This window comes from Streptomyces sp. NPDC002835, assembly GCF_053591995.1.
In genome coordinates this window covers 1-26982 of record NZ_JBSFUW010000051.1, presented here as the reverse complement: position 1 = coordinate 26982, position 26982 = coordinate 1, and the positions used below count along the sequence as shown (strand labels likewise).

The following is a 26982-nucleotide window of genomic DNA, read 5'->3' as shown; positions in this document are numbered from 1 at the left end:
GGTGTGAAGGAAGTGAAGAAGGCGGGGAGCCCTCCGACCAGCTTTTGCCCCGGCGGCCCGCATCGAAGCGACAACAGTGCACGGCCCACCCGTTCGCCGGGAATGCGACGTATCCGCCCCTTCGGTGTGTTGCCTGGGTCACGTTGGCGGCTTCTCTGAAACCTGTGGGGCTGGTGGTGCGTCTGTCTTCACGGCGCCGGAAGGCAGTGAAAGTCCCGCCAAGCAGCGTCACGGCGCTGCCGGTCCCGGGACTTCCATGGGGCAGCCGTAGAGGAACAGCAGACAGTTGGTCACAGTGCGTACTGAAACCATTACCTCGTACACACGTACCTGTCACACGAGAGCCCGGGCCGGCGTGCACGGGCAAGGGGAGGAAGAGGCATGAAACCGTTCGCGTGGAACTTCGCACGCCCAGCCGAGTCGGCCGCGGCGCTCGCCCCCTATTCGTACGACGCGGCCCTGCAGTTGAACGTCCTCGCCGACGGACGGCCCGCCGTGACGGACCGCGGGCTGCTCGCCCTGGCCGGCACGACGACGTCGAAGGCCGGCTCCGCGACCCACTTCGACGACTGACCGGCTGTGCGACGTGACGGTGCTGGTGCTCACGTGCGAGGCCGACGTCACCGCCGACATGGTGGTGGCCGAGCTGCACGAACAGGGCGTCCCGCTGGTCCGGTTCGACCCCGGTGACCTGCCCGGCGGAGCGTCGCTCTCCGTGGAGTACGTACGGGGCGAGTTCCGCGGCTATCTGTCCAGCGGCGGCCGGGTGGCGAGCATGCAGGGCCTGCGCTCGGTCTGGATCCGCAGGCCCGGCGAGCCGGCGGCACACGCGCCGGAGCCGTCCGACTGGCTGAGCGCCGAGAGCGCGCACGCCCTGTACGGGATGCTCGACTGCACCCGCGCACGGTGGATGAACCACCCGAGCGCCGCGGCAAAGGCCCGGCGCAAACCGTGGCAGATGCGCGTCGCGCACCTCAGCGGTTTCCCGGTCCCCGCCACCCTCCTCACCACGCATCCGACGATGGCCCGCCAATTCGCCGAGCAGTACCGGCAGGTGGTCGTGAAGTCGGTCTCCGGGAAGTCCCCGGGCGACCCGCCGATGGCGCTGCCGACCACACTCGTACCGCCGGACGCCGACTTCTCCGCCGTGGCCGCGGCCCCCACACTGCTGCAGCGCTACATCGCCAAGCGCGCCGACATCCGGCTCACCAGCGTCGGCGAACGGCACTTCGCCGCCCGCAAGGCCGCCGAACCGGGACAGGTCGACGGCCGCTACGGCGACACCGGGCACGCGTGGCAGCCCGTGGAGGTGCCCGCCCCGATCGCCCGGGCCGTCGAGACGTACAAGAAGCACGCCGAACTCGCCTACGGCGCCTTCGACTTCGCGGAGGACTCCACCGGCGCCTGGTGGTTCCTCGAGTGCAACCAGGGCGGGCAGTTCGGGTTCGTGGAACTGGAGACCGGGCAGCCCATCGCGCGGACGGTGGCGTCATGGCTGGGCGCGGAACCGTCCTGATCCGGACGGGGGGTGAGCGGGCCGGCCTTCAGGCGCGGCCGCGCCGCCAGTCCTCGACGACCGCCTCCACGTCGTACGGCGTCAACCCCAGCGGCGGGCCGGGCGGCGGCCGCCGGACCGCCGCCGCGATCTTCTCGTTGATCTCCCCGACGATGCGCCGCACCACGGACTCCGACGGCGCCCGCGCGGCCCTCTCGAGGGCCTCCTCCGCCTCCTTGCGCAGCGCGAGCGTCGGCGGGAGAAAACCGAGCCCTTCGCGGCGCATCTTCCCCTTGATCCACCACATCTCGTCGTGCGTGTCGCCGGACGTGCCGTCGGACGACGGGAGCGGACGGCCGAAGCCCGGCAGATCCTGGAACTCGCCACGCTCGGTGGCCTCCCGGATCTGCTTGTCGACCCAGGACTCGAAGCTGACGCCTGGCGGCTTGCGCTCAGTCATGCGTTCAAGGCTACGTCGGCCGTTCCGGCGCTCAGACGCCCGCAGCCACCGGTGCGTCGTCCCTGTCGCGGGCCCGGGCGAGGAGATCGACCACGACGGCGGCGGTCCAGCTGAAGCCCGCCGCGCCGCGCGCCCGACCGGTGTGCGGGTCGACGTACTCGGCGAAGCCGGACGCGCCGGCGGCCGCGAGGAGGGACTGCTCCAGCGCGTCGGCGCGGACGGCCGCGCCGTGCTGCCGCAGCCCGCGTTCCAGCAGCCAGTTCACGTTGAACCAGGCGGGGCCGCGCCAGTAGCGGCAGGCGTCGAAGGCCGGGCCGTGCAGGTCGTAGCTGGGCACCAGGTCCGTCGTCGTACCGAGTCCGAAACGCGGTCCGCCCATGGTGCGCACCAGTGCGCCGGCGATGTCCCCGGGAAGGCCGGGGAGCACCAGCGGCAGCAGACCCGTGACGCTCATCTCCCGTACGGGACGGCCGGTGTGCACGTCGCGGCAGAGGAACATCCCGGCGTCCTCGTCCCACAGCCGCCGCACCAGTGCGGCGGTCAGCCGGCGCGCCCGAGACCGGTGCGGGGCGGGGTCCTGGCCCAGCTCCGCGGTGATCTCGGCGAGGGCGTGCTCGGACAGGGCGAGCAGCGCGTTGAAGCCGGGGTCCTCGACGGCGAACGGGTGCTCGCGGCCCGCGTCGCGGTAGCCGCCGTCACGGTACTGGGCGGCGAGGCGGACGTAGCGGCCGTAGTCCAGGTCGGTGGGGCGGTCGGCGCCGTCGCCGCAGTCGAGGTCGGCCCGCCGGAAGGAGCCGGCGGGAGCGGGCTCGACACGGTCGAGGGGCTCGTCCCAGCACGGGCTGTTGTCCATGCCGGACTCCCAGGGATGGACCACGGCGGCCAGCCCCTCGCCGCCGAGGTCGCGGGACCCGGTCAGATAGTCGTGCCAGGCCGCGAGCCGCGGCCGGACGCGCGCCAGGAACCCGCGGCGCCGGGAGAGCTCGGGATCGCTCCGGTGGACCAGCCAGGCGGCCAGCGCGTGGACGGGCGGCTGCACGATGCCGGACGTCTCCACGTCGTCCGGCGCACCGGACGCCCGGCCTGCGGTGGAGGACCGCCAGAAGTCCGGGCTCGGGAAGTACGCGCCGAGGGGCACGGCGGGGCTGAACACGATGTGCGGGACGCGGCCGTCCGCCCACTGGGCGTCCAGCAGCGTCTCCAGTTCGCCCTGGGCGCGCCGGGGCGACAGATGGCGCAGGCCGATGGCGATGAAGGCCGAGTCCCAGCTCCACTGGTGTGGATACAGCGCGGGGGAGGGGACCGTCGAGGTGCCCCGCCAGTTGCCCTCGAGGATCTGCGCGGCCTGCCGGCCGAGCTCTTCCCGGCGGAGTTCTTCGTCGCTTCGGGTGGGGCGGCCGTCGGCGGGCGGCGCGGACGCGGGAGCGGTGGGCGGCGGGCCGGGCTGCGCGGGGACCGTGGGCGGTCCGGCCTGTGCCGGGACCAGGGTCCGGCGCGGTCCGCTCGCCTCGCCGGGCAGCTCGCCCGGCGCCCGGGGCCCCTCGGAGGCGGCCCGCCCGGGGGTGAGCGGGCCGCGGGCGACGCGTTCCACTGAGGAGCTCCAGATGATTGAGAGCGCAATATATGCCGACGAACCGCAAGGTTAGGCGCTGGTCCCCGGAGAAATCACCACCCCGGCGTAGTGACATTCCCGACATACATGCCGATCGTGACCATGGCATGCCTCTGCGTCCCCGTGAGGCCCGCCTGCCGCCCTCGCGTCGCGCCACGAGAGCTTCCAGCTGCTCTGTAGCCTGACAAAACGCTGCACCCGCAGTACTGCATCTGTTGTGGGTCCCGGCTCGCCGGGACGGGAAGCTCGACCGGGCAGAAAGCCCGACCGGACCCGACCGGAGAGGAACATGCGCCAGAACCCCCAGCGCCGTACCGCGCTGCTCGACGCGGCGATCGAGGTCCTCGCCCGCGAAGGCTCCCGCGGGCTGACCCTGCGCGCCGTCGACGCCGAAGCCGGCGTCCCCACCGGCACCAGCTCCAACTACTTCACCCACCGCGCCCAGATGCTCGGCCAGATCATGAAGCGCACCCATGAACGCCTCACCCCCGATCCGGACCGCCTCGCCCGGACGCTCTCCGCGCCGCCCGACCATCAGCTCGTCGCCCGGCTGCTGCGCGAGATCCACCAGCGGATGGAGGCCGACCGCAGCAGTTATCTCGCGATGCTCGAACTGCGCCTGGAAGGCACCCGCCGCCCGGAACTGGGCGCCGAGCTGGGGCGGATCCTGGCCGCCGAGCTGGAGAACAACATCCGCTTCCATCTCGACCAGGGCCTGCCCGGCGACCGCACCGACGTGGTCCTGCTCTACGTGGCCGTCCACGGCATGATCGTCGACGACCTGACCGTGCCCGCCGTCCTCGCCGGACAGGCCCCCGCCCTCATCGACCAGCTCACCGCCCGCCTCCTCGGCCCCGCCGCCCCCTGAGCGGGCCGTGCCGCGCCGGGACGTGCGGGCGCCCCGGCACTGTGCGCACCGTCGGTTCATCGCACGTGTGAAGAAATGCCATAGGGTACATTCGGGTGGCAATCTGCCCGAACCGCAACTGCCCCCGCCCCGCCCGCAGTCCTCCTGTGCACACGCACCCCGACAGAGGAGGCACCATGACCGGCTGGCAGACCCCGACCATGACCCCGGACGCCGCGGCCACGGCCGACCCCTACCGCTTCCCGGGCACCACCGTCCTGGACGACCGGCCCCGGCCGTCCGCCCTCTCCGTCCCCGACACGGGCGACTACCTCCTCGCCGCCCCCGACCGGGTCGACACCCTCCTCGCCGCGCCCGTCCCCGAGCGGCGCGTACCGCTGACCCTCGAGCCGGCCGACCGGCGCCGCCTGGACCTGCACGCCGCCCTCACCACCGCCGGGATCGCCCCGCTCCCGGGCGATCTCGCCGCCATCGAGGCCCTGTGCGCCCTGGACGACAACACCCACGCGGCGCTCCAGCGCTGGCTCACCCACACCCCGTGACCGGCCGGTCCGGCCGTACCCAGCCCCGGCAGAGGCGGCCGGGCGACGCCCGCCCGGCCGCCCCCGGCTAACGTTTCCCCCATGCCCGCACTCGAGCGCCTCACCGCAGCCCACGCCACCGCCCTGCTCGCCTTCGAGCAGGAGAACCGGGCCTACTTCGCCGCCTCCGTACCCGACCGCGGCGACGCCTACTTCACCGACTTCGCCGCCCAACTCGGCGCTCGCCTCGACGAACAGGCCGCGGGGCTGTGCCACTTCCACGTACTCGTCGACTCGTCCGGCGCGATAGTGGGCCGCGTCAACCTCGTCGACGTGGCCGACCAGAGTGCCGAACTGGGCTTCCGCATCGCCGAGTCGGCCGCCGGCGCCGGTCTCGCCACCGCGGCGGTCCGCCAGATGTGCGACCGGGCCGCAACCCATTACGGCCTCACGGCCCTCCGCGCCGCGGCCACACTCGACAACACCGGCTCGCGGACCGTCCTGACCCGCACCGGTTTCACCGAGACCGGCCCGACCGTCCTCGACGGCAGGCCCGGCCTGCTCTACATCCGCAAGCTGCCCTGACATGCCGTCACCGTCCGAGCCCAAGTGTCCGGCTCAGCGGACCGGTTCGCCGACGCCCAGCATGTTTCCCTCACTGTCACGGAACCAGCCGCCGCGCTCGCCCCGTGCGCCCTTGCTCGGATAGTTCCCATCGATCTCCGCGATCCCGTCCCGCGTCCGGAGCCCGGGCAGGTCGACCTCCTCGAACACCACGCCCCGCTGCTTGAGCTCCGACACGACCGTCTCGATGTCCTCGACCTCCCATGCCATCTGAGTGAAGGTGCCGGGTGACGCCCCCGTCGACGCGAACAGTGCGAAGTCCACACCCCCGCACCGGTACAGCAGCCCGCCGGGCCGCTCGTCGACGGGTTCCAGGCCGAGCTTCTCGGCGTAGAATCGCCGCGCCCGCTCCAGGTCCTGCGCGGGCAGCCTGGTCGCCACGCGTCCCCGGGCCAGGAGGTTGCTCTCGTCTGCGTTCATGCCTCCACTGTGCCGTGCGCGGTGCCCGGAGAGCGGTCGATCGCCGATCGACACGGCCGTCGCCCGGCGGAGTCACACCACCGGCCCGGACACCTCCGGATCCCGACCGGCCCCTGAGCGATCAGGGTGCGATTCGAGGAGCGATGGGGGTACGTGATCCCTGTAGGCTGCTGAGCGGAGGTGAGCCGGTGGCCACGGAGAACGAGCTGTTCGGCGCGGTGGACGCACTCCTGGAGCAGGTCGCCCAGGACGATCTGCCGGAGCCGGCCGAGCGCAAGAGGCTGCGTGAGGCGGCCGGGCTGAGCCAGGCCCAGATCGCGAAGGCCCTGGACGCCCGGCGCGAGGCGGTGGGGAACTGGGAGGCCGGCAAGACCGAGCCCAGGCCGCCGAAGCGCGCCGCGTACGCCCGGCTGCTGGAGGGGCTTGCCGCCCGGTTCCCCGCCCCGGCCGACGGGACGCCCGCCCCGGCGTCGGCGGTCCCCGAAGCCCCCGCCGTCCCGGCCCCTTCCCCGGCCGTGCCCGCACCGGCCGAGCCGGCGCCCACCCCGCCCGAGCCGGTGCCTGCCGCACCCCAACCGGCCACGCCCGAGCCCGCACCGGCCCCCGCCGCCCCTCCCGCCCGCCCGGCGACGAGCGGCCCGGCCCCGTCGCCGGCACGGCGCCGCCCCGCCCCGGCGACCGCCCCGGCAGCGAATGCCGCCGCGAAGGGGACGCTCGCGCCCGCCGCCGACCCGCGTTTCGCCAACGGCCCGCTCGCCGTCGTCGACTTCGAGGACGGCGGCGTCGTCGCGTACTGCCTCGGCGGCCTCGTCCTGGACGTACCCGCCAAGTCCCTGCCCGCGCTGGTCGAGTGGACGCTCACAGAGGCGCAGCTCGGCGCGCCCCGGCTCAGCCGCCATGGGAAGGACGCCGATCCGCTCCTCGTCCTCACCGACGCGGCCGCCGGGCGCTACGGCCTACCGGCCCGGCTGACCGACGACGAGCGCCGCGCCGGGCGGCTGGGCGACGGCCACAAGGTCCTCGACCAGCTGGCGCGGGCCGACTGGCAGCTCACCCGCCGCGGCTTCGGCCCCTGGGCGCGGATCTACCGCCCCGCGAAGGGCTCGCAGCGCGCCTGTGTGCAGCTCTGCATCCCCGGCTGGGAGGCACTCGACTCCCGATCGTGGGGCGACGCGGCCGACCTGCCGCCGGGCGACCTGGCGAATCTCCTGGGCACCTACGCCGACCGCGTCATGACCCCGCGCGGCTCCACCGCCGTCACCGGCCTGGAGCTGATGACCGCGCTGCATCCGCCGACCCGGGCGAGCGAACCGGACGAGAACGGCAGGCGGCACAGCGAACCCAACCCTGGCTCGCTGGGCACCGAGCCGGTGGACTGCGCGCCGTGCGAGGCCCCGGACGGCCACCCGCTCCTCGCCGACCTGCCCCGCTTCCACCAACGCACCCCGGAAGAAGTGCTGGTGGAAGAGGCGTACGACTGGGCCCGCCCCCTCACCGACGAGGAGTGCGCGAAGCCGTACGTCGTCGGGATCGACGTCAACATGGCGTTCGCGGCCGCGGCGAACGGCACCGTCGTCGGGCTGGGCGCGCCGGTCCATGCCACCCACCCGTCCTTCGACCCGAAACTGCCCGGCAGCTGGCTGGTCGACCTCTCCCGCATCGAGCTGGACCCGCGGCTGCCGTCACCGTTCACCCCGACCGGCGAACGGCCCACCGGCCCCGCCTGGTACGCGACGCCGACCGTCGCCTACGCGGTCGAACTCGGCCACGCCGTCGCGCCGATCGAGGCGTACGTCCGTCCCGAGAACGGCCGCTACCTCGACGCCTGGTACAACCGGCTGCGCGACGCGTACGTGGCGACGATGGCCGACCTGGGCGTCACCGCCGGCCTCGAACCCCAGGCATTCCTCGAGGCGATGGCCGGCCACAGGCAGGCCGATCCCCAGGCGGCGATCGTGCTGGCGGCCGTCAAGGCGACGGTGAAGGGCGGCATCGGCAAGCTCCGTGAACGCCCGCGGGGCGGCGGCTGGCGCCCCGGCCGGCCCTGGCCCGCCCTGAACCGGCCCACCTGGCGGCCGGACATCCGGGCGGCGGTCATCTCCAAGGCGCGGATCAACATGCACCGCAAGATGCTCAAGACCGCCCAGGTCACCGGGCACTTCCCGGTCGCGGTCCTGTCCGACTGCGCCGTGTACGCCGCCGACGGGCCCTCGCCGCTCGACTTCCTCCCCTACCGTGAGGGCAAGCCGCTGCCGGGCGGGTTCCGGCTCGGCGTCTCGCCCGGCATGGTGAAGCACGAGGGCACCCAGACCGTGCTGTGGGCCGAGGGCGTACGCGAAGAGCACGGCCAGGACCTGAACATCGCCCGGTACATCAAGGACGGCGCGGTCGCCGCCACGGACACGGGGGAGTAGCCGATGGGCAAGCTGGCGGACAGCCTCGACAAGGCGGTACAGGGCGCGTTCACCCGCCCCGCGCCCAAGTCGGCCGGAGCGCAGATGCGCTACCTGGTCAGACAGCTCAAGGGCACCAGAGCCGTGGCCGAGGTGCTGGGAGTCACCCAGCGAACGGTGGAGCGGTACGTCACAGGGCAGTTGAAGCGGCCCCGCAGGGACCTCGCCGCGCGCCTGGAGCGGGAGGTCAAGCGGCGATGGCAGCCGCAGATCCGGGCGAAGGCGAAACAGCAGGCGGCCACCACCGGCGGCCTCGTCATCGATACCCGCGCCCGCTTCGGCTACACCGCCGCCCCCGGCACCACCGACGACGCCCGCCTGCGCCACCTCACCCAGGCGCTCCCCCCGCAGTACGCCGCCCGCCTCTTCGACGCCCAGGAACAGGGCGCCACCGAGCAGCAACTCCTGGCCATCACCGCCGAGGGCCTTCAGGAGATCTACTTCAAGGACCGCGGCCGCCGCGCCCAGGGCCTGCTGGTGGAGTTCACCGACATCGACCACATCGACGTCGAACTCTGACGCCACTGTCCCGCCACTGCCTCGTGGGGCAGGTGTGACTGAGCGCCACAGCCGGCCACTGAGCACTCGAGTTGGCCGCTTCGGCCCTCAGCCCAGCACTGATCTCCGCCCTTCGCGCCAGGCGGGATTTCCCGTACCCCGGCACGGTGGTTGCCCACAGGGTCGGGAGCGAGGCCGCCGCCGTTGCCCTGATCGAGAGCCTGCCCGGCAGTGAACAGCACCGCTGTGGCTTCTCGCCCGGCCGGAGCGTTCGGGCATACGAGGACTCTCTCGATCTGGCGCTGTTCGAGGCGGCGTTCTGCTTCACCTGCCACGAGGTCCACATGCAGAGAACGGCGGTGCCGCCCGCTCTGCCCACGCAGTTCTTCGCCCGGGCGCCCTGCCGGCCCGGACCCTGCTGCCTCTCTCCCGTAAGGCGGCTCCGTAGCCGACCGACTGGATGAGCGTCACGCCTCGACGTGATGACAGGCAGGCTGCACGATGTCGTGCTTCGGCTCACCCGTGGCGGACGGAGAAATGACAAAGGCAAGGAGGTCACGGACTCCTTGCCACTCTCAACTTATAGCGCAGTGGGGGGCTTGCGGCAAGGCCCCGGTGGTGCCGCAGAATGATCGGCCCAGGCCGGAACCAGCGTAAATGACGGGTTAGCGAACTGTGCGCGCTTTTGGTCGGCGTCGTGGCCGGTGGTGCGTGCCGTCGGACCGCGTGGAGCGGGCGGCCGGAATCCAATCTCGTTGAATGGGCGTTCTTGATGATTGACGTGATCGTGGTCGGTGGCGGGCCGACCGGGTTGATGCTGGCCGGAGAGCTGCGGCTGGCCGGAGTGGGCACGGTCGTGCTCGAGAAGTCGGCCGAGCCCACCAAGGAGTCCCGCGGACGCGGCCTGCATGTGCGCAGCGTCGAGATGATGGACCAGCGCGGTCTGCTCGACCGGTTCCTCGCGGTCAGCGAGAAGTTCCAGGTCGGCGGACTTTTCGGCGGCATCGCCAAGCCGTGGCCGGACCGGCTGGACACGGGACACCCGTACGGCCTCTCCACCCTGCAGCCGGTCACCGAACGGCTGCTCGGCGAGCGTGCCCTCGAGCTCGGCGCCGAGATCCGGCGCGGCTGCGAAGTGGTCGGGCTGAGCCAGGACGAGGACGGGGTGACCGTCGAGCTGGCGGACGGGACGCAGCTCCGCTCGCGCTATCTCGTCGGGTGCGACGGGGCACGCAGCGTGGTGCGCAAGCAGCTCGGCGTCGGCTTCCCCGGTGAGCCCGCCAAGGTCGAGACGTTGCTCGGCGACATGGAGATGACCGAGTCGCAGGAGAAGGTCGCCGCCGTCGTCGAGGAAGTCCGCAAGACGCAACTGCGGTTCGGCACGATCCCCAACGGGGACGGGACGTACCGCGTCATCGTGCCCGCCGACGGCGTGGCCGAGGATCGTGCGACCGCGCCGACCCTCGAGGAGTTCCAGCAGCGGCTGCGGGCGGTCGCGGGCACCGACTTCGGCGTGCACTCGCCGCGTTGGCTGTCCCGGTTCGGGGACGCCACCCGGCAGGCCGAGCGCTATCGGGCCGGCCGCGTGCTGCTGGCGGGCGACGCGGCGCACATCCACCCGCCGACCGGCGGACAGGGGCTCAACCTCGGCGTGCAGGACGCGTTCAACCTCGGCTGGAAGCTGGCCGCCGCGGTGAACGGCTGGGCGCCCGAGGGGCTGCTCGACACCTACCACGCCGAACGGCACCCGGTGGGCGCCCGCGTGCTGGAGAACACCCGCGCGCAGATCACCCTGCTGGGGACGGACCCGGGCGCGACCGCGCTGAGGGAGCTGTTCACGAGGCTGATGGACTTCGAGGAGGTGAACCGCTACGTGACCGAGATGATCACCGCGGTCGGCGTCCGCTACGACTTCGGCGAGGGCCACGACCTGCTCGGCCGCCGGATGCGGGACGTGCGGCTGAAGCGGGGACGCCTCTACGAGCTGATGCACGACGGTCGCGGGCTGCTGCTCGACCAGACCGGCCGGCTCTCGGTGGAGGGCTGGGCGGACCGGGTCGACCACGTCGTGGACGTCAGCGAGGAGCTGGACGTGCCCGCGGTGCTGCTGCGGCCGGACGGCCATGTGGCATGGGCCGGCGAGGACCAGCAGGAGCTGCTCGGCCGGCTGCCCCAGTGGTTCGGTGCCGCCACCGGCCCCACCGGCTGAGCCTGCCCCCCGGCTGAGCCTGCCCGCCGCCCGCCCCGTATCGGCTCCGCGGCCGCACCCGACCGGACCGGGCACAGGATGTCGGGTCCGGCAGGGTGGACGCTCCGTAGCGTCGTGGTCGTAAGGGAAGGAGACCGGAGTGCTGGAGCGCCTGAACGAGGCCATGGAGTACCTCGAGCAGCGTCTCGACCAGCGCGTCGAGGTCGCAGAGCTCGCGCGGATCGCCGTCACGTCGGAGTACCACTTCCGGCGGCTGTTCTCCGCACTGGCGGGCATGCCGCTGTCGGAGTACGTCCGCCGCCGGCGGCTCACCGTCGCGGGGGCCGAAGTGCTCGACGGGCGGCGGACGTTGCTGGAGATCGCGGTGCGGTACGGCTACGGCTCGGGCGAGTCCTTCGCGCGCGCCTTCCGTGCCGTGCACGGCGTGGGCCCGGGCGAGGCCCGGCGCGACGGCGCGACGCTGAACTCGCAGCCCCGGATGTCCTTCCGCCTCGTCGTCGAAGGGAGTACGAGCATGCGGTACCGGGTCGTGGAGAAGGACGAGTTCCGGGTGGTGGGCAGGAAGGCGCGGGTGCCGCTCGTCCACGAAGGGATGAACCCGGCGATCGTCGCCTTCATGCGGAGCATCGGAGAGGAGACCCGGCAGCGTATGGAGGCGCTGTCGGACCAGGAGCCGAGCGGCCTGCTGAACGTCAGCGTCAACGTCGACGAGAGCCGTGCGGAGGGGACCGAGCTCGACTACTACCACGGGGTCGCGACGGGGGCCGACGTCCCCGAGGACATGGACAGCCTCACCGTGCCCGCCGGGACGTGGGCGGTGTTCGAGAGCTCGGGCCGGCTGCCGGAGGCGGTCCAGTTCCTGTGGCGCGACGTGTTCACCCAGTGGTTCCCGTCCAACCCGTACCGCAGCAGGCCCGGCCCCGAGATCCTGAGCGCCGAGGTGTCGCGGGACGGGGCGGACGCGGAGGCGCGGCTGTGGATCCCCGTCGAGCGGACGGAGGCCGGGACCGGCTGACGGCAGCAGGGCGGCGGCGTGGCGGCGCGAGGACGCCACGCCGCCGTCCCGGGCGTGTCCCACCTCTGTGGCGCGGCCGGCACGGTGCTCGCCGCGTTCGTCTCCTGGCCGCAGGGCCGCCTTGTGGCCATGCTCCTGCGCAACTCCCCACGGCGGCCGATAGGTTGTCGGATCATGGATCGACGCCCGCTCAAGCTCGCCCTCGATGTCCTGCTCATCCTCGTAGGGGCGTTACTGGGCATCGCGACGAACTACGCGACCGGCGCCGAGGGCGATGTGCCGCTGCTGCTGCGGCTGTTGCGGGAATGGTCCGTGCCGGCGGTGGGCGTGGCCCTGGTCCTCCTGGTCGTCGGTCAGATATGGCTTCACCACCTCGAACGGCCGCCGCCGGTACGCCGGGTGTGGAACCGGGCCGAGCCGCCCTACCCCGGGCTCGAACCCTTCGAGGAGAGCGACGCGGCGGTCTTCTTCGGCCGGGACCGGGACATCGCCGAGCTGGTGGCGCGGCTGCATCCCGCCGTGCCGGGGCGGGCCCACCGGTTCGTGACGGTGGTCGGGCCGTCCGGCAGCGGGAAGTCGTCGCTGGTACGGGCCGGGCTGCTGCCCGCGCTGGCCCGGCGGCGCGGACGGTGGACGGTCGCTGAGCCGTTCTCGCCCGGCTCCGACCCGGTCGGCACGCTGCGGCGACGACTGGCGGAACTCCCCGCCGACCGCCCCGCGCTGCTCGTCGTCGACCAGCTGGAGGAACTGCTCACCCTCTGCGGGCCCGAGGAACGCGACGCGTTCGTCGCGGCGGTGGGCGACGCCCTCTCCGCCGACCCGCGACTGTGGGCCGTGGCCACTCTGCGCTCGGACTTTCTCACCCGGTTCCTGGAGGCGGGCCTGTCCGAGCTGGTACGCGGCCCGATGGCGATCGGCCCGCTGGGGCGGGAGGAGCTGTACGAGGTCATCGAGAAGCCCGCGGAACAGGCCGGCCTGACGTTCGCTCCGGGCGTGGTCGCCCGGATGGTCGACGACTGCGGTGGCGGCGACGCGCTCCCACTGCTCGCGTACACGCTGCACGAGCTGTACCTGCGCGCCGGAGGACCGGGTGGGACCGTGACGGAGGAGACCTACCGCGCCCTCGGCGGCGTGGCCGGAGCCATGTCCGACCGGGCCGACCGGATCACCGCCGAACTGGGAGCCGACGCGCCCGTGATGGCCACGCTGCTGCACTTCGTCACCGTGGACGGCACCGAACCCACCCGTCGCCGCGTCCACCGCGCCGACCTGACGTCCGAGGAGCGCGAGGTCGCCGACGCCTTCGTCGCCGGGCGGCTGCTCATCGGTGACGAAGGCACCCTGGACGTCGCACACGAGGCCCTCTTTCGCCGCTGGGCACCCCTGAGGCAGGCGGTCGTCGCACGCGGGGAGGAGCTGCGCCGCCGCACCGAACTGGAGCGCTGGGCCCAGGACTGGGAGCACGCCGGCCGGCCGACGGCGTACCTCCTCGCCGGGGAACGTCTCCTGGTCGCGCGGCAGTGGATGACGCAGTCCGCCCGAACGCTCGGCGCGGCACCTCTCGTGCGCGAGTTCGTGGACCGCTCGACGCGGGCCGACCGGGCGACGATGGCGCTCACGGCGGACGCGGTGGCCGTCCGGGTGCTTGAGAACGTCGAGCGCGAGCCGGATTCGGCCGTCATGGCGGCACTCGCCGCCGTGGAGGAGTGCGCGGCGACGCCGACGTCAGCGCTGGCACTGCAGACCGCGCTGGGCGCGTCCCGGCTCCGTACGGTCCGGCAGGGGTTCGGTCACTCCGTCACGGGCGTCGCCTGGTCGCCGGAGGGCACACGGCTGGCCGCGTGCTGCGGCGACGGCAGGATCCGCGTCTGGCCCGCGGGCGACGACGACACCGGCCCGGTGGTCGTCGAGGCCCCGGGCGGTTTCCTGCGCGACATGGCCTGGTCGCCCGACGGCGGCAGACTCGCCTGCGCCGCACGGAACGGCCTGGTGAGCGTGTGGTCCACCGCGACCTGGGCCCAGCTCGCCGTCCTCGACCACACGAGCGCCGCGGGAGCACCCCGCGACGGCCTCGCCGCCGTGGCCTGGTCGCCCGACGGATCCCGTCTCGTCTCCGCGGGCAGCGACCGGGTACTGCGCGTCTGGGACGCCCGGACCTACGCCGAAGGGGCCCAGCTCCACGGACACGAGCGCATGGTGTGGAGCGTGCACTGGTCACCGGACGGCAGGCACATCGCCAGTTCGGGCGAGGACGGGACGGTGCGCGTCTGGGACGCGGCCACCGGCGACGTGCGGCATGTGCTCACCGACCACCAGGACATCGTCGAAGCGGTGCGCTGGTCACCCGAGGGCAGCCGCCTCGCCTCCAGGGACCGCACGGTACGGATCTGGTCCACGCGCGACTGGACCGTGGAACACAAGCTCGAAAGCATGGACGGCCTCTACTGCCTGGCCTGGTCCCCGGACGGGACTCGGCTGGCCGCCGGGGACCAGGACCGGACGGCCCGCGTCTGGGACCTCGCCCGCAACGGCTCGGGCGACGCACGGACCTGGCTGAACGGACACACCGACACCCTGTACGCGATCGCCTGGTCCCCGGACGGACGGCAGGTGGCGACGGCGTCCCGTGACCGGCTGCTGGCCGTCTGGGACGTCGGGGACCGGGCGGACGTGCTGCGCGGCCACGAGGACTCGGTGTGGCAGGCCGCCTGGTCGCCGGACGGCACACGGGTGGCCGGTGCCTCGCAGGACGGCACCGTACGGATCTGGGAGGCCGCCACCGGGCGGCGGACCGCAGTGCTCCGCGACGGCGGCGAGATGTCCGACGTGGCGTGGGCGCCCGACGGAACGCGCCTGGTGGCGGCGCTGCGGGACGGCTCCGCCGTGATCCGGGCCGCCGACGGAACCGGCGAGGGCATGGTGCTGCGCGGCCACACGGACGAGGTGTCCACGGTCGCCTGGTCGCCCGACGGGCGCCGCATCGCCACCGCGTCGCGCGACAGCACGGCCCGGATCTGGGACGCGGACACCGCCCAGGTCGTGCACGTACTGGCCCGCGGTATGGCGGTGCGCGGCCACGACGACTGGATCAGCGGGGCGGCCTGGTCGCCGGACAGCCGCCGGCTCGCCACCTCCGCCACCGACCGGAGGGTCATCGTCTGGGACGCCGACGACGGCACGCCCGTCATCACGCTCCACGGCCACCGGGACCACCCCTGGAGGATCGACTGGTCGCCGGACGGCCGCCGGCTCGCGACCGGCTCACGCGACCGCACCATCCGGCTGTGGGACCCGGTCGACGGGACTCAGCTCGCGGTCATGGCGGGCCACGAGGACCGGGTCCAGGACGTCGCCTGGTCGCCGGACGGCACCCGTATCGCCTCGGTGTCGCGCGACCGGACGGTCCGGTTGTGGGATCCGGACACCGCCGCACAGATCGCCGTGGTCGGCGTGCACGCCGACTGGGCGAACGGCCTGAGCTGGCACCCGGACGGCTCGCGGCTGGCGACGGCGTCCCGCGACCGGACCGTACGCATCTGGGACCTGACCGACCCCGACCTCGACGTCCTGCTGCGCCGGGCCCGCTCGCGCGTCTTCCGGATGCCGACCGCGGAGGAACGGCGCGCCTTCCTCCTGCCGCCGGCGGACTGAGCCGGCTCGCCGGCCTTCGGCCGGCGCCCCCGTCTGCCCCCGGCCCGATCCGCTGTCCGCCGATCGGGTCAAGGGTTGGCAAAAGGGGTATATCCCGAAAATGGGCCCCGTTCCTGGAGGAGGTGGCTGTCATGGTCGAGGATCTGCTGACAGCGTTGGCCCTGGCGGGCTCCGGTGTGGTGGCGTACGTGGCGGCGGCCGCCCGGGTGGTGAAGCAGTACGAGCGAGGGGTGGTCCTGCGCTTCGGGCGGCTGCACGGCGGGATACGCATGCCGGGATTCACCATGATCATCCCGGGCGTGGACCGGATGCACAAAGTGAACATGCAGATCGTGACCATGCCGGTGCCCGCGCAGGACGGCATCACGCGGGACAACGTCACGGTCCGGGTGGACGCGGTCATCTACTTCAAGGTGGTCGACCCGGCCGACGCGATCATCCGGGTCGAGGACTACCGGTTCGCGGTCTCCCAGATGGCGCAGACCTCCCTGCGTTCGATCCTGGGCAAGAGCGACCTCGACGATCTGCTCTCGAACCGGGAGAAGCTCAATGAGGGGCTGGAGCTCATGATGGACAGCCCCGCCGTCGAGTGGGGCGTCACCATCGACCGGGTGGAGATCAAGGACGTCTCCCTGCCCGAGACCATGAAGCGGTCGATGGCCCGGCAGGCCGAGGCGGACCGCGAGCGGCGGGCGCGCGTCATCAACGCCGACGCCGAGCTGCAGGCGTCGAAGAAGCTGGCGGAGGCGGCCGGTGCGATGGCCGACGAGCCGGCCGCCCTGCAACTGCGGCTGCTGCAGACCGTCGTGGCGGTCGCCGCCGAGAAGAACTCGACCCTGGTCCTGCCCTTCCCCGTCGAGCTGCTGCGCTTCCTGGAACGGTCCACCCCGAGGGAACGCGAGCAGCAACAGCAGAGCGCCGAGAAGCTGGCGGACGCGCTCGGTTCGCTCACGGGCGGGACGGCGGCGAAGGGCCGGACGGAGGAGACGGCGGAGAAGGACGAGGCGGCGGCTGAGGAGACGCCCATGCTGGAGACGCCCGTCCCCGAGCGGCCCGGTCCCGTGGCCTCCGGCGGCCGGCTGCCCCTTCAGGGGGAAGGCGGCTGACCACGACGCACCCGGAGCCGACCGGCCGGGCAGGGGCCTCCGGGCGGCTACTTGACTCCAGGGCACTCAAGTTTTATGTAGGAGGGGACGGCAGATCCGCGGTGGCAACCTTGAGGAGGCGGCCATGGCCCGAGCAGTCGGAATCGATCTGGGAACCACGAACTCCGTGGTCTGTGTCCTGGAGGGCGGTGAACCGGCGGTCATCGCGAACACCGAGGGCGCCAGGACCACACCGTCGGTGGTGGCGTTCGCCAAGAACGGCGACGTGCTCGTCGGTGAGCTCGCCAAGCGCCAGGCGGTGACCAACGTCGACCGCACCGCACGCTCCGTCAAGCGGCACATCGGCGAGGCCCAGTGGCGCTTCCCGGACTCCGGGGACATCGACGGCAAGCGGTACACCACGCAGGAGATCTCGGCACGGGTCCTGCAGAAGCTGAAGCGTGACGCGGAGGCGTATCTCGGCGAGGACGTCACCGACGCGGTGATCACCGTCCCGGCGTACTTCAACGACAGCCAGCGCACCGCGACGAAGGAGGCCGGTGAGATCGCCGGCCTGAAGGTGCTGCGGATCATCAACGAGCCCACCGCGGCCGCCCTGGCGTACGGGCTGGACAAGGAGAACGACCAGACGATCCTCGTCTTCGACCTCGGCGGCGGCACCTTCGACGTCTCGCTGCTGGAGATCGGCGAGGGGCTGGTCGAGGTGAAGGCGACCAACGGCGACACGCACCTCGGCGGTGACGACTGGGACCAGCGGATCGTCGACCATCTGGTCAAGCAGTTCAAGAACGGCCACGGCATCGACCTGTCCAAGGACAGGATGGCGCTCCAGCGTCTGCGCGAGGCCGCGGAGAAGGCGAAGATCGAGCTGTCCTCGTCCACCGAGACGTCGATCAACCTGCCGTACATCACGGCCTCCGCCGAGGGCGCCCTGCATCTGGACGAGAAGCTGACCCGCGCCCAGTTCGAGCAGCTCACGGCCGATCTGCTCGATCGCTGCAAGGCCCCGTTCCACAACGCGATCAAGGACGCCGGGATCGACGTGGCGGCCATCGACCATGTGATCCTGGTCGGCGGCTCGACGCGGATGCCGGCGGTGACCGGACTGGTCAAGGAACTGACCGGCAAGGACCCGCACAAGGGCGTGAACCCGGACGAGGTCGTCGCGATCGGCGCCGCGCTGCAGGCCGGTGTGCTCAAGGGTGAGGTCAAGGACGTCCTGCTCCTCGACGTGACCCCGCTGTCCCTCGGTATCGAGACCAAGGGCGGCATCATGACCAAGCTCATCGAGCGCAACACCACGATCCCGACCAAGCGGTCCGAGATCTTCACGACGGCCGAGGACAACCAGCCGTCCGTGCAGATCCAGGTCTACCAGGGCGAGCGTGAGATCGCGGCGTACAACAAGAAGCTCGGGGTGTTCGAGCTGACCGGTCTGCCGCCGGCCCCGCGCGGCGTGCCGCAGATCGAGGTCGCCTTCGACATCGACGCCAACGGCATCATGCACGTCGCGGCAAAGGACCTCGCCACCGGCAGGGAGCAGAAGATGACCGTCACCGGCGGTTCCTCGCTGCCGAAGCAGGACATCGACCGCATGGTCCGGGAGGCGGAGCAGCACGCGGAGGACGACCGCCGCCGCAAGGAGGCCGCGGAGACCCGCAACCAGGCGGAGAGCACCGTCTACCAGACGGAGAAGCTGCTCCAGGACAACCGCGACAAGATCCCCGACGACGTACGGTCCGAGACCCAGGCGGCTCTGGCGGAGGTCAAGGAGAAGCTCAAGGGCGAGGACACCGCCGAGATCCGCACCGCCACCGAGAAGGCCACCGCGGCCGCCCAGCGGATCGGGTCCGCGCTGTACGCCCAGGCGCAGACCGAGGGCGCGGGCGCGGGGGCGGGCGCCGGTACGGCCGGGACGGCCGGCACCGGTACGGCGTCGGCGGCGGAGGACCAGGACGACCAGGTCGTCGACGCGGAGATCGTGGACGACGACGAGGAGAAGGGAGGCACCGGATGAGCCAGGACTCCGACGTCAGGAACGCATCGGACCGGCGGCCACCCGTCGTGATCCGCGACCGCCGCAGGATCGACCCGGTCACCCTCCAGCCGCGCCGCCCGGCCGAGCCCGCTACGCCCTCGCCGCACGAGGCGCCCGCCGGGCGGGAGACCTACGAGGCGCCCGCCGGGCGGGAGAACCACGCGCCGGCAGGGCCGGAGTCCGCCGAACCGCGGCGCGCGCGGACCGAGTTGGCCCGCCTGCGCGACGCGAACGCCGAACTGACGGCCGACCTGCAACGCGTGAAGGCCGAGTACGACAACTACCGCAAGCGCGTGCGGCGGGACCGGCTGGCCATCCGGGAGATCGCCGTGACCAACGTCCTGGCCGCGCTGCTTCCCGTACTCGACGCGTTCGAAGGGGCACGCAAGCAGGGGCCCGACGACGGGATCGGCGCGGTGGCCGAGGTGCTCGACGAGCAGCTGGCGGCGCTCGGACTGCGTACGGTCGGAGAACCGGGGGAGCCCTTCGACCCGCGGACCCACGAAGCGCTCGCCTACACCTCGTCCGACGACGCGGCCCAGGCCGTCTGCACGGAGGTGTTCCGGCACGGATACCGCGTCGGGGACCAACTCCTGCGCCCCGCCCAGGTCTCCGTCACCGGTCCGCCGGCCGCCGACACGGCGGGGCCGGGGACTCCCTGAGCCGGCGTCGAGGCGGCAGGACACAGCCGTTGGTGTGAACGGCCCGGTCGCCCAGCGCCGCTGCTCCGGCCCGGCCCCGCCACGCCGCTACGGTCGGGTCTGTCCCGGGGTGGAGCGCCGGCCGGCTGCGGGCGCCACCCGATCCACGACACCGAAAGGCGGGTCCAGCATGGCCAGCACCACCGAAACCGGCGGGGTCACAGGTACCAAGGACAAGGACTACAACCTGATCTGGTACGTCGAGAGCTGCCTGAACAACGCCCTGCGGCTGGAGACGTACATCCAGGACGCGGACCGCGACGGCGACAGCGACGTCGCCGAGCTGTTCCGCAAGGCCCAGGCCGACAGCCGCAAGGGCGCGGAGATGGGCAAGCAGCTGCTGCGTACCCGCATCGGCGGCTGACCCCGGCCCCTGCGCCCCCGCCGGCGCGAGCCCGGCGCACCCCGCGGCCGCGTCACCGCCGAGCGGCGCGCCGTGGGGGCGCGGCGGCGAGCGGGTCGGCCACCGTACGGGAGGGACAGGAGCGATACGCGATGGCCGTGGACGGACGCGGGCTCGAAGTCGCGGTGCTGGTCGGGCTGCAGGCCGCGGGCAAGTCGACCTTCTACCGGCAGCGGCTCGCCACCGACCACGCCCTGGTGAGCAAGGACATGTTCCCCCGGGCGGCCAGGAACAAGCAGCGGCGGCAGATGCGCTTCGTCGAGGAGGCCCTGACCGCGGGGACCCCGGTGGCCGTGGACAACACCAACCCGTCCCCGGAGGAGTGGGGGCCGCTGATCGAGCTGGGCCACGAGCTGGGGGCCGTGGTGGCGGCGTACTGGTTCCCGCCCGACGTCGAGGGATCGCTGCGGCGCAACGCCGCCCGCGAAGGCCCGGAACGCGTCCCGGACGTCGGCGTCCACGCCACCCTCCGCAAACTGCGCCGCCCGTCCGCCGCCGACGGCTTCGACGCCGTGCACGAAGTACGGTTCGACGGCGCCGGAGGTTTCCGGGTACGGCTCCTGCGGGACCCGGCCGGGCCCTGACCCTCGCGCAGGCGGCGCTCAACCGGCAAGGATGCACACATGACCAACGAACCCCTCGCCCTCGGCGAAGCCCTCGCCTCGTTCGACGCACTGTGGAGCCCCCGCATCGTCACCCGCGTCAACGACTACGACGTACGCATCGCCAAGGTCGAGGGCGAACACCTCTGGCACTCCCACGACGACACCGACGAGTTCTTCCTGGTCCTCGACGGCGAACTGCACATCTCTCTGCGCGAGCCGGCCGGGGAGCGTACGGTCCGGCTTCCGAAGGGGTCGGTCTTCACCGTCCCGCGAGGCACGGAGCACAAGCCGTACGCCCCCACCGGTGCGGCACTCCTGCTCTTCGAGCCCACCGGCACACCGACGGTCGGCGACCGCCACGACGAGATCCCCGACCACGTGGACGCGACGACGGGGCACGCACTCGGCACCTGACCGCACGGTGCCGCCGCCACAGGCATCCGCGGCGACGGCCCCGCTGCCCGGTGTTGCCGCTCGGTGGGTGTCTCAGCCGGCGCGGCGCGACGTCCGCCGCTCCCACTCGCTCTTCGTCAGCGCGTACTCGACCTCGCCGTGCTCGGAGCCGGGGATGGTCTCCGGCCAGTCGCCGAAGTAGGTGCGGACATAAGCCAGTCCCGACTTCTCCATCACCCGCCGTGAACCGGCGTTGACCGCCATCGTGTTCGCAGTCACCCGCTCGGCGCCCAGCTCGGTGAACCCCTTGCGGATCAGGGCCCGCGAGCCCTCCGTGGCGTAGCCGTGGCCCCAGGCGGCCCGGCGCAGGCGGTAGCCGAGCTCGACCACCGCCGGACTGCCGTCGTCCAGCGGGCGGAGTTCGAACCAGCCGAGGAACGTCTGCGTGTCCCTGGTCTCGGCGGCCCAGAAACCATGGGTTCCGGTGCACGGGTGGCGGTGGAGGAGGCGTGGCAGTTGCACGGTGCGGACGGTGTCCCGGGGCGTGGGGCGACCGCCGTTGAGGTACCGCATCACCTCGGGATCACTGTCGAGTTCGGCCAGCCGGTCCGTGTCGTCGGCGGTGAACGGTCGCAGCGCCATCCGCTCGGTACGCAGGAAGAAGCCCATGGCGTGATCCTCGGCGCCGCCGAGGCCGCTCCGCCACCGAATTTCCCGGTGCTGCTCGCGTGGTCACCACACGACGGGCAGGGCGACGATGCCGCCCGTGAGGACGTCCTTCCGTACGGTGAGGTCGTCGACGTCCACGGCGAGTCGCATGTCGGGGAACCTGTCGAGGAGTTGCGCGAACGCGACCTGGAGTTCCATACGGGCCAGCGGGGCGCCGATGCAGTAGCGGGCGCCGTGCCCGAAGGTGAGGTGGGACGCCGCCGCGGGGCGGGCGATGTCGAACCGGTCCGGGTCCTCGAACACGGCGGCGTCATGGTTGGCGGCGCCGTTGTCGAGCATCAGAAGGCTGCCGGCCGGGACGGTGACACCGCCGATCTCCAGGTCGGTGCGCGCATAGCGCGGTATGCCGCCGCCGCCCCTGCCCGGTGCGCGCAGGATCTCCTCCACCGCCCCCGGGACGAGCGAAGGATCCCCGGTCAGCGCCTGCCACTGGCTCCGGTCGCCGAGCAGGAGAACCGCGCCCAGGCCGAGTTGGACGACGGTGGTCTCGTGGCCGGCGAACAGCAGGGCCATCGACAGCATGGCGATCTCGTCGTCGCCGACGCCGTCGGTCGCGCAGAGCCGGGAGATCACGTCCTGGCCCGGCGTACGGCGCTTGGCGGCGACGAGGCCCTGGCCGTACGTGAAGAGGTCTCCCAGTCCTTGTTCGGAGCGGGCCCTGTCGTTGATGTCCGCCGCCGCCTGCGTCCAGGCGCGGAACCGTTCCCGGTCCTCGTAGGGGACTCCGAGCAGTTCGCAGATCGCCAGGATCGGCAGGGGCAGGGCCAGATGGGTATTGAGGTCGGCGGGCTGCGGCTGTCGCGCGAGGTCGTCGAGGAGTTCCGCGGTCAGCGCCTCGACGCGGTGGCGGAAGGCTCGCATCAGACGAGGGGAGAAATGGGGCTGCAGCAGGGAGCGCATCCGCCGGTGGTCGGTCTCCTCGGTCGTGTGGTCGCCCAGCGGGCCGCCGAACAGGGCCGACTCGCTGGAGCGGGCCGCGTGTCGGGGATCGGGGTGGGAGCGCCCGAGCCGGTCGTCGTCGAGCAGGGCGCGTACGTCGTCGTAGTGGGTGACCAGCCAGGCCTCGTCCCCCACCCGGGTGCGGATCCGGTGGACCGGGCCCTCGGTCTGGAGCCGGCGCAGCAGCGGGGGCACCTGGAGGGGACCGGGCTGGTCGAAGGGCAGTTGGGCGGTCATGGGAGACTCCCTCGTAAACGCAGACTTGTATACGTGGACGTAAACAAGCGTAGTTGTATACTTGCATGTAAACAAGAGAGGTGGGGGTCATGGCAGCCGCCGACAACGAGGCCACCGCGGCCGGGCCCGTGAAGCGGATGAAGCGGGCGGAGCGGCGTGAGCAGATCCTCGACGCCGCGACGCGCGCCTTCGCCCGCGCGGGTTTCGCGAGCACCGGCCTGGACGACGTCGCGGCGGAGGCGGGCATCACGCGCGTGCTGCTCTACCGGCACTTCGAGTCGAAGGCCGACATGTACCGGGCGGCCCTGGACCGGGCCTGTGAGCGGGTGGCGGGCACGGTGGGGACGGACGACTTCGACGGCTCGTCCATCCCCGCGCTCATCGGCGCGGCCGACGCCGACGCGGACGCCTTCCGGCTGCTGTTCAGCCACGCCGCCCGTGAGCCGGAGTTCCGCGACCTGGTGGACAGCATCACGGAGGCCTCCGCCGAGGTCGCCCGGCGCAATCTGGCGCGGCTCATCCCCGAGGGGCCCTGGCTGGACTGGGCGGCGCGGGTGATCCCGGCGTTCACCGTGGAGGCGGTCGTCGGCTGGCTGGACGCCGGCCGGCCCGACGACCCGCAGCGTGCCGCTGCGCGCATCGGCCGCGCCGTGGACGGCATCGTGGAAGCTGCCCGAGCGTCGGCGTGACCGCGGGGTCCACGGGGGCGCGCCGTCGCTCGGGGTGTGTGGAGTTCTTGATCAGCCGGTCCGGCGGCCAGCAGCACGGCCTGTTCGTCCAGGCGCCCCGGCCCTGCTGCCTCGTGTGCGCCATGCACCTGCACCTGCCCTCCGAGAGCGATCCCCGGCCGTGGTGCGCGGCGTCACCGTGCGGCCGGTCCGATCATGCTGGCGGTGGGGAGGCGGGGGGCACGGAATACCCCATCGAGCTACCCCGTGAACGGGTGTCCGGTTCAGGTCCCCTGGGGCCGTTGCGCGGACACGCCCGGGTCACCCGCTCCGGCGGGAGCAGGCCCGCTGCTCGCACGGGTCCTTGCCGTGCTCGTCTCCCGTACGGCCTCGTCAGCACCCTCGCCTGCCGGATCAGGCGACGGCCCGCCGGAAGATCTGGCGCGAACCGCCTTCCGGGCCCGGCTCCGTGACCTCGGCGGCGGTGAAGCCGAGACGCTCGTAGAAGTCGCGGGCACCACTGGCGACGGCTCCCGGATGGCCGGCGCCGAAGGTGACCACCTCGAGGGTGGCGGGCCCGCGCACCCACCTGCGCAGGGAGTCCGCCATCAGCGCCTGCCCGACGCCCTGCCCCCGCGCCGACTCGCAGACCACGAGCCAGTGGACGTGGTGGACCGGCGCCTTCGCCCCGAACAGCAGCCCGCCGAGGGGCTCCGGCCGGCCGGGGGAGACGGCGACGAGCGCCATGGACCGGCGTATGTGCTCCCGTACGGCGTCATGGAAGCCGGCGTCCTCCACCATCGGACCGAACCAGTGCTCGACCTGGGCCGCCAGGGCCAGGAAACCCGGGAAGTCCTGCTCTTCGGCTGTTCTGACGATCACCCGAGCAGTCTGGCAGAGCCCGGATCCGGCCGGGCTGCGCGCCCTCGTCACCCGCAAGGCGGGTCTCGGCCCGTCGGCCGTCATCGCGCAGGGCTTCCCGGACCTCCGGGACGGCGCCGGCCTGGCACTGGCCGGCAAGCAGGTCTCCCGGACACCCGGGCCGTCCGGACCGGTTGCGGACCGTATGGGGCACCGTGTCCGACAACAGTGCCCGGTATCCGCAACCATCGTGGAAAATGGCGCGTCTTCGACCGTGCCGAGCGCGCATGCGATCGGCACGAAGCGGACAAGGGGGGACCTTCAGTGAAGGGATCCAGGAGGTGCCTGAGACGGGGTGCGGGGCTGGTGGCCGCGCTCGCGCTGGCGTCGGGCGCGGTGGGGTGCCGGCCCGCGGAAGACGGCGGGGACGGCTCGGGGTCGAAGGGGCCCAAGCCTGCCGCCTCTTCGAAGACACCCGGCAGTGACCCGGGCAAGGGCGAGGGCAAGGAATCGGCCAAGCCGTCGGCGGATGCTTCGAAGAGGCCCGGAGGCAGCGGCCCCGCACGGGCGCTGACCTGCGACCAGCTGCGGAACGCCGAGCTGCAGAACTCATCCCTGCGACTGCCCGACGTCCCCGAGGGGGACATCGCCCTCCGGGACGGACGGTGGGAGGGCGACGGCGTGGTGATCGAGCTGCAGCCGCGGTGCGGCATCGGGAACATGACGGGCGACGCGGCGGCGGACGCCGTGGGCGCCATCAAGGTCACCTCCGGGGGCACCGGCAGGTTCTACGCCCTCGTCACCTGGCGCAACGACGCCGGAACCCCGGTCCCGGCCGCCGCGGCCCCGCTCGGCGACCGCACACCGGTGGTCTCGATCGACGCGGCGACGCCGCCCGCGAGGCAGGCGACCGTCGTGTACCTCACCCGCCGTGACACCGATCCGGCGGCCGTGGTGACGGTCAGGCGGACCGCCGACTACCGGGTCATGGAGCCCGCCATGGTCGAAGTCCGCCACAGCGACGCCCCGTACACGCCGTAGCGCGGCCGGACACCGGCGGTACGGGGTGCCGGCGGGGCCCGTACGCCGTGGGTGGCCGGACATAGGTGGGGCTGAAGTACGAATAGGGTGAACTCCATGTCTGCCACATTGAGTTCCACGAGAACACGCGCCGCGCTCCGCGCTTCGGCGCGTGTCTCCGTCGAGTTGTTGCTGGTCCTGGTGGCGGCCGGGGTGGCCCTCTGGCTTCTCGGCCGGATGTGGCCGGTCGTGTGGCCGCTCGTCGTGGCATTGTTCCTCACGACGCTGACCTGGCCGCTGGCCCGCTTCCTGCGCGGGCACGGATGGCCTCCCGCCCTGGCCGCCGCGGTGGTGACCCTGCTCTTCCTCTCCGCCACCGCGGGCATCGTGGCGCTGATCGCGGTGCCGGTGGCCTCCCAGTCCGGCGAGCTCGCCGACGGCGTGGTGGCAGGCATCCAGCAGCTCCGCGAGTGGGCCGCCGGACCGCCGCTGAACATCGGCGACGACCAGATCACCGGGGCGCTCGACACCGCGACCGCCCGCGTCCAGGACAGCGTCGGCAGCATGGTCACCACGGTCGTCTCGGGAGTGGGCACCGTGTTCAGCGGTGTGGTCACCGCAGTCCTGGCGCTCTTCCTGATGTTCTTCTTCCTCAAGGACGGCCCGCGGTTCCTGCCGTGGCTCGCCCGTCAGCTCCCCGGCCGGCTCGCCGCCGACATTCCGACCGTGGCCGCGCGCAGTTGGGACACTCTCGGCGCGTTCGTGCGGTCCCAGGCGTTCGTCGGCCTGCTCGACGCCGTCTTCATCGGCCTCGGGCTGTGGATCCTGGACGTCCCGCTGGTGCTTCCGCTGGCGGTGCTGACCTTCGTGTCCGCGTTCGTGCCGATCGTGGGCGCCCTGTTCGCCGGTCTGGTCGCGGTGCTCATCGCACTGGTGTCGAACGGGCTGACGGACGCGCTGCTCGTGCTGGCGATCATCGTCGTGGTGCAGCAGCTCGAGGGCAATGTGTTCCAGCCCATGATCCAGAGCCGCGGGCTTGGCCTGCACGCGGCGGTGATCCTGCTGGCGGTGACGTTGGGCGGGAGCCTGGCCGGCGTCGTGGGCAGCCTGCTGGCCGTACCGGTCGCCGCGCTGATCGCGGTGGTCTGGAACTATCTGCGCGAGCAGCTGACCGACCCGCCGCAGGAGCCCGAGCCCGACGAGTCCGGGCCCGCGTCCGGTGAGCCCGCGTCCGGCGAACCGGAGGGCGATCGGCCCGAGAGCGGTCAGGCGGAGGGCGACGAGCCGCACACCGACACCGTCGCCGTCCCGTCGTAGCGCCGGCAGGTCGCAGTACGGGCACTGACGAAGCACTGACGAAGCAACGGCGGGGCGGGGCCGCGGACCTGGCCGCGGCATGGCGGACGCTCGGCCGGGTCCGGGCGGCTGTCGGCATGGACAAGCCCGTGTCACGGAC

The 26982-nt window shown here is 72.5% G+C and carries 25 protein-coding genes; 19 read left to right on the top strand and 6 right to left on the bottom strand.

Translation table 11 applies throughout. The features are described from left to right. Positions 1-381 precede the first annotated feature (381 nt). The gene (gene tgmA, locus ACWD01_RS33720; RefSeq protein WP_451167300.1) at positions 382-573 is read left to right on the top strand and encodes a putative ATP-grasp-modified RiPP; all 192 of its coding nucleotides are present in this window, start codon (positions 382-384) and stop codon (positions 571-573) included. Between the two features lie 13 nt (positions 574-586). Then, positions 587-1516, top strand: coding sequence for an ATP-grasp ribosomal peptide maturase (gene tgmB / locus ACWD01_RS33715; RefSeq protein ID WP_451167299.1), 930 nt, complete (start codon positions 587-589; stop codon positions 1514-1516). A gap of 28 nt (positions 1517-1544) precedes the next feature. Here the strand turns inward: tgmB and ACWD01_RS33710 are convergent, their stop codons facing one another. Both ACWD01_RS33710 and ACWD01_RS33705 read right to left on the bottom strand, forming a co-directional pair. After that, entirely contained in the window at positions 1545-1955 is a 411-nt protein-coding gene (locus ACWD01_RS33710; RefSeq protein WP_451167297.1) for a DnaJ family domain-containing protein, read from the bottom strand. A 31-nt stretch (positions 1956-1986) separates the two neighbouring features. Then, a complete protein-coding gene (locus ACWD01_RS33705) occupies positions 1987-3441 on the bottom strand; it encodes an MGH1-like glycoside hydrolase domain-containing protein (protein WP_451167321.1) in 1455 nt (484 codons plus the stop codon). A gap of 415 nt (positions 3442-3856) precedes the next feature. Here ACWD01_RS33705 and ACWD01_RS33700 point away from each other — a divergent pair, with 415 nt between their 5' ends. The 3 genes from ACWD01_RS33700 to ACWD01_RS33690 all read left to right on the top strand — a co-directional run bounded on the left by ACWD01_RS33700 (position 3857) and on the right by ACWD01_RS33690 (position 5541). Then, complete coding sequence (locus ACWD01_RS33700) at positions 3857-4435, top strand: TetR/AcrR family transcriptional regulator (RefSeq protein ID WP_451167295.1); 579 nt, start codon at positions 3857-3859, stop codon at positions 4433-4435. A 176-nt stretch (positions 4436-4611) separates the two neighbouring features. Beyond that, positions 4612-4977, top strand: coding sequence for a hypothetical protein (locus ACWD01_RS33695; RefSeq protein ID WP_451167294.1), 366 nt, complete (start codon positions 4612-4614; stop codon positions 4975-4977). Between the two features lie 81 nt (positions 4978-5058). Next, positions 5059-5541: a GNAT family N-acetyltransferase gene (locus ACWD01_RS33690; RefSeq protein WP_451167292.1), complete on the top strand. Its 483-nt coding sequence runs from the start codon at positions 5059-5061 to the stop codon at positions 5539-5541. Positions 5542-5574: 33 nt separating this feature from the next. Here ACWD01_RS33690 and ACWD01_RS33685 read toward each other — a convergent pair whose 3' ends face one another. Continuing rightward, positions 5575-6000, bottom strand: a complete 426-nt coding sequence (locus tag ACWD01_RS33685; protein WP_451167290.1) for a VOC family protein — start codon at positions 5998-6000, stop codon at positions 5575-5577. A gap of 188 nt (positions 6001-6188) precedes the next feature. On the opposite strand from ACWD01_RS33685, the gene tap reads away from it, so the two are divergent. The 11 genes from tap (at position 6189) to ACWD01_RS33630 (ending at position 21093) form a co-directional block, all read left to right on the top strand. Beyond that, a complete protein-coding gene (gene tap, locus ACWD01_RS33680; RefSeq protein ID WP_451167288.1) occupies positions 6189-8414 on the top strand; it encodes a telomere-associated protein Tap in 2226 nt (741 codons plus the stop codon). Between the two features lie 3 nt (positions 8415-8417). After that, positions 8418-8972: a telomere-protecting terminal protein Tpg gene (gene tpg / locus ACWD01_RS33675; RefSeq protein ID WP_451167286.1), complete on the top strand. Its 555-nt coding sequence runs from the start codon at positions 8418-8420 to the stop codon at positions 8970-8972. Positions 8973-9723: 751 nt separating this feature from the next. Further along, a complete protein-coding gene (rox, locus tag ACWD01_RS33670; protein WP_451167284.1) occupies positions 9724-11160 on the top strand; it encodes a rifampin monooxygenase in 1437 nt (478 codons plus the stop codon). Positions 11161-11299: 139 nt separating this feature from the next. Continuing rightward, the gene (locus ACWD01_RS33665; protein ID WP_451167282.1) at positions 11300-12175 is read left to right on the top strand and encodes a GyrI-like domain-containing protein; all 876 of its coding nucleotides are present in this window, start codon (positions 11300-11302) and stop codon (positions 12173-12175) included. 174 nt (positions 12176-12349) lie between these two features. After that, positions 12350-15826, top strand: coding sequence for an NACHT and WD repeat domain-containing protein (locus ACWD01_RS33660; RefSeq protein WP_451167281.1), 3477 nt, complete (start codon positions 12350-12352; stop codon positions 15824-15826). 131 nt (positions 15827-15957) lie between these two features. Next, a complete protein-coding gene (locus ACWD01_RS33655; RefSeq protein WP_451167279.1) occupies positions 15958-16932 on the top strand; it encodes a slipin family protein in 975 nt (324 codons plus the stop codon). A 124-nt stretch (positions 16933-17056) separates the two neighbouring features. Further along, complete coding sequence (gene dnaK / locus ACWD01_RS33650) at positions 17057-18949, top strand: molecular chaperone DnaK (RefSeq protein ID WP_451167277.1); 1893 nt, start codon at positions 17057-17059, stop codon at positions 18947-18949. Next, a complete protein-coding gene (gene grpE / locus ACWD01_RS33645; protein ID WP_451167275.1) occupies positions 18946-19632 on the top strand; it encodes a nucleotide exchange factor GrpE in 687 nt (228 codons plus the stop codon). Before dnaK ends, grpE begins: the two co-directional genes overlap by 4 nt. A 169-nt stretch (positions 19633-19801) precedes the next feature. Beyond that, positions 19802-20035: a hypothetical protein gene (locus tag ACWD01_RS33640; RefSeq protein ID WP_356893061.1), complete on the top strand. Its 234-nt coding sequence runs from the start codon at positions 19802-19804 to the stop codon at positions 20033-20035. Between the two features lie 131 nt (positions 20036-20166). After that, the gene (locus ACWD01_RS33635) at positions 20167-20658 is read left to right on the top strand and encodes an AAA family ATPase (RefSeq protein ID WP_451167273.1); all 492 of its coding nucleotides are present in this window, start codon (positions 20167-20169) and stop codon (positions 20656-20658) included. 39 nt (positions 20659-20697) lie between these two features. Then, complete coding sequence (locus ACWD01_RS33630) at positions 20698-21093, top strand: cupin domain-containing protein (protein WP_451167271.1); 396 nt, start codon at positions 20698-20700, stop codon at positions 21091-21093. Positions 21094-21165: 72 nt separating this feature from the next. Here ACWD01_RS33630 and ACWD01_RS33625 read toward each other — a convergent pair whose 3' ends face one another. Continuing rightward, positions 21166-21741, bottom strand: a complete 576-nt coding sequence (locus ACWD01_RS33625) for a GNAT family N-acetyltransferase (RefSeq protein WP_451167269.1) — start codon at positions 21739-21741, stop codon at positions 21166-21168. Positions 21742-21804: 63 nt separating this feature from the next. Then, positions 21805-22977, bottom strand: coding sequence for a cytochrome P450 (locus ACWD01_RS33620; RefSeq protein WP_451167267.1), 1173 nt, complete (start codon positions 22975-22977; stop codon positions 21805-21807). Between the two features lie 89 nt (positions 22978-23066). On the opposite strand from ACWD01_RS33620, the gene ACWD01_RS33615 reads away from it, so the two are divergent. Next, positions 23067-23666, top strand: a complete 600-nt coding sequence (locus tag ACWD01_RS33615) for a TetR/AcrR family transcriptional regulator (RefSeq protein ID WP_451167265.1) — start codon at positions 23067-23069, stop codon at positions 23664-23666. 393 nt (positions 23667-24059) lie between these two features. On the opposite strand, the gene ACWD01_RS33610 is transcribed toward ACWD01_RS33615, so the two are convergent. Then, on the bottom strand, positions 24060-24527 hold the full coding sequence (locus ACWD01_RS33610; RefSeq protein WP_451167263.1) for a GNAT family N-acetyltransferase: 468 nt from the start codon (positions 24525-24527) through the stop codon (positions 24060-24062). A 345-nt stretch (positions 24528-24872) separates the two neighbouring features. On the opposite strand from ACWD01_RS33610, the gene ACWD01_RS33605 reads away from it, so the two are divergent. Both ACWD01_RS33605 and ACWD01_RS33600 read left to right on the top strand, forming a co-directional pair. Continuing rightward, on the top strand, positions 24873-25547 hold the full coding sequence (locus ACWD01_RS33605; RefSeq protein WP_451167261.1) for a hypothetical protein: 675 nt from the start codon (positions 24873-24875) through the stop codon (positions 25545-25547). A gap of 96 nt (positions 25548-25643) precedes the next feature. After that, on the top strand, positions 25644-26843 hold the full coding sequence (locus ACWD01_RS33600) for an AI-2E family transporter (protein ID WP_451167260.1): 1200 nt from the start codon (positions 25644-25646) through the stop codon (positions 26841-26843). The last annotated feature ends 139 nt before the right edge of the window (positions 26844-26982 follow it).

Coding starts and splice junctions, on each gene's coding strand:
- tgmA (WP_451167300.1), top strand. CDS start 382: ATGAAACCGTTCGCGTGGAACTTCGCACGCCCAGCCGAGTCGGCCGCG.
- ACWD01_RS33710 (WP_451167297.1), bottom strand. CDS start 1,955: ATGACTGAGCGCAAGCCGCCAGGCGTCAGCTTCGAGTCCTGGGTCGAC.
- ACWD01_RS33700 (WP_451167295.1), top strand. CDS start 3,857: ATGCGCCAGAACCCCCAGCGCCGTACCGCGCTGCTCGACGCGGCGATC.
- ACWD01_RS33695 (WP_451167294.1), top strand. CDS start 4,612: ATGACCGGCTGGCAGACCCCGACCATGACCCCGGACGCCGCGGCCACG.
- ACWD01_RS33690 (WP_451167292.1), top strand. CDS start 5,059: ATGCCCGCACTCGAGCGCCTCACCGCAGCCCACGCCACCGCCCTGCTC.
- ACWD01_RS33685 (WP_451167290.1), bottom strand. CDS start 6,000: ATGAACGCAGACGAGAGCAACCTCCTGGCCCGGGGACGCGTGGCGACC.
- tpg (WP_451167286.1), top strand. CDS start 8,418: ATGGGCAAGCTGGCGGACAGCCTCGACAAGGCGGTACAGGGCGCGTTC.
- rox (WP_451167284.1), top strand. CDS start 9,724: ATGATTGACGTGATCGTGGTCGGTGGCGGGCCGACCGGGTTGATGCTG.
- ACWD01_RS33660 (WP_451167281.1), top strand. CDS start 12,350: ATGGATCGACGCCCGCTCAAGCTCGCCCTCGATGTCCTGCTCATCCTC.
- ACWD01_RS33655 (WP_451167279.1), top strand. CDS start 15,958: ATGGTCGAGGATCTGCTGACAGCGTTGGCCCTGGCGGGCTCCGGTGTG.
- dnaK (WP_451167277.1), top strand. CDS start 17,057: ATGGCCCGAGCAGTCGGAATCGATCTGGGAACCACGAACTCCGTGGTC.
- grpE (WP_451167275.1), top strand. CDS start 18,946: ATGAGCCAGGACTCCGACGTCAGGAACGCATCGGACCGGCGGCCACCC.
- ACWD01_RS33640 (WP_356893061.1), top strand. CDS start 19,802: ATGGCCAGCACCACCGAAACCGGCGGGGTCACAGGTACCAAGGACAAG.
- ACWD01_RS33635 (WP_451167273.1), top strand. CDS start 20,167: ATGGCCGTGGACGGACGCGGGCTCGAAGTCGCGGTGCTGGTCGGGCTG.
- ACWD01_RS33630 (WP_451167271.1), top strand. CDS start 20,698: ATGACCAACGAACCCCTCGCCCTCGGCGAAGCCCTCGCCTCGTTCGAC.
- ACWD01_RS33625 (WP_451167269.1), bottom strand. CDS start 21,741: ATGGGCTTCTTCCTGCGTACCGAGCGGATGGCGCTGCGACCGTTCACC.
- ACWD01_RS33620 (WP_451167267.1), bottom strand. CDS start 22,977: ATGACCGCCCAACTGCCCTTCGACCAGCCCGGTCCCCTCCAGGTGCCC.
- ACWD01_RS33615 (WP_451167265.1), top strand. CDS start 23,067: ATGGCAGCCGCCGACAACGAGGCCACCGCGGCCGGGCCCGTGAAGCGG.
- ACWD01_RS33600 (WP_451167260.1), top strand. CDS start 25,644: ATGTCTGCCACATTGAGTTCCACGAGAACACGCGCCGCGCTCCGCGCT.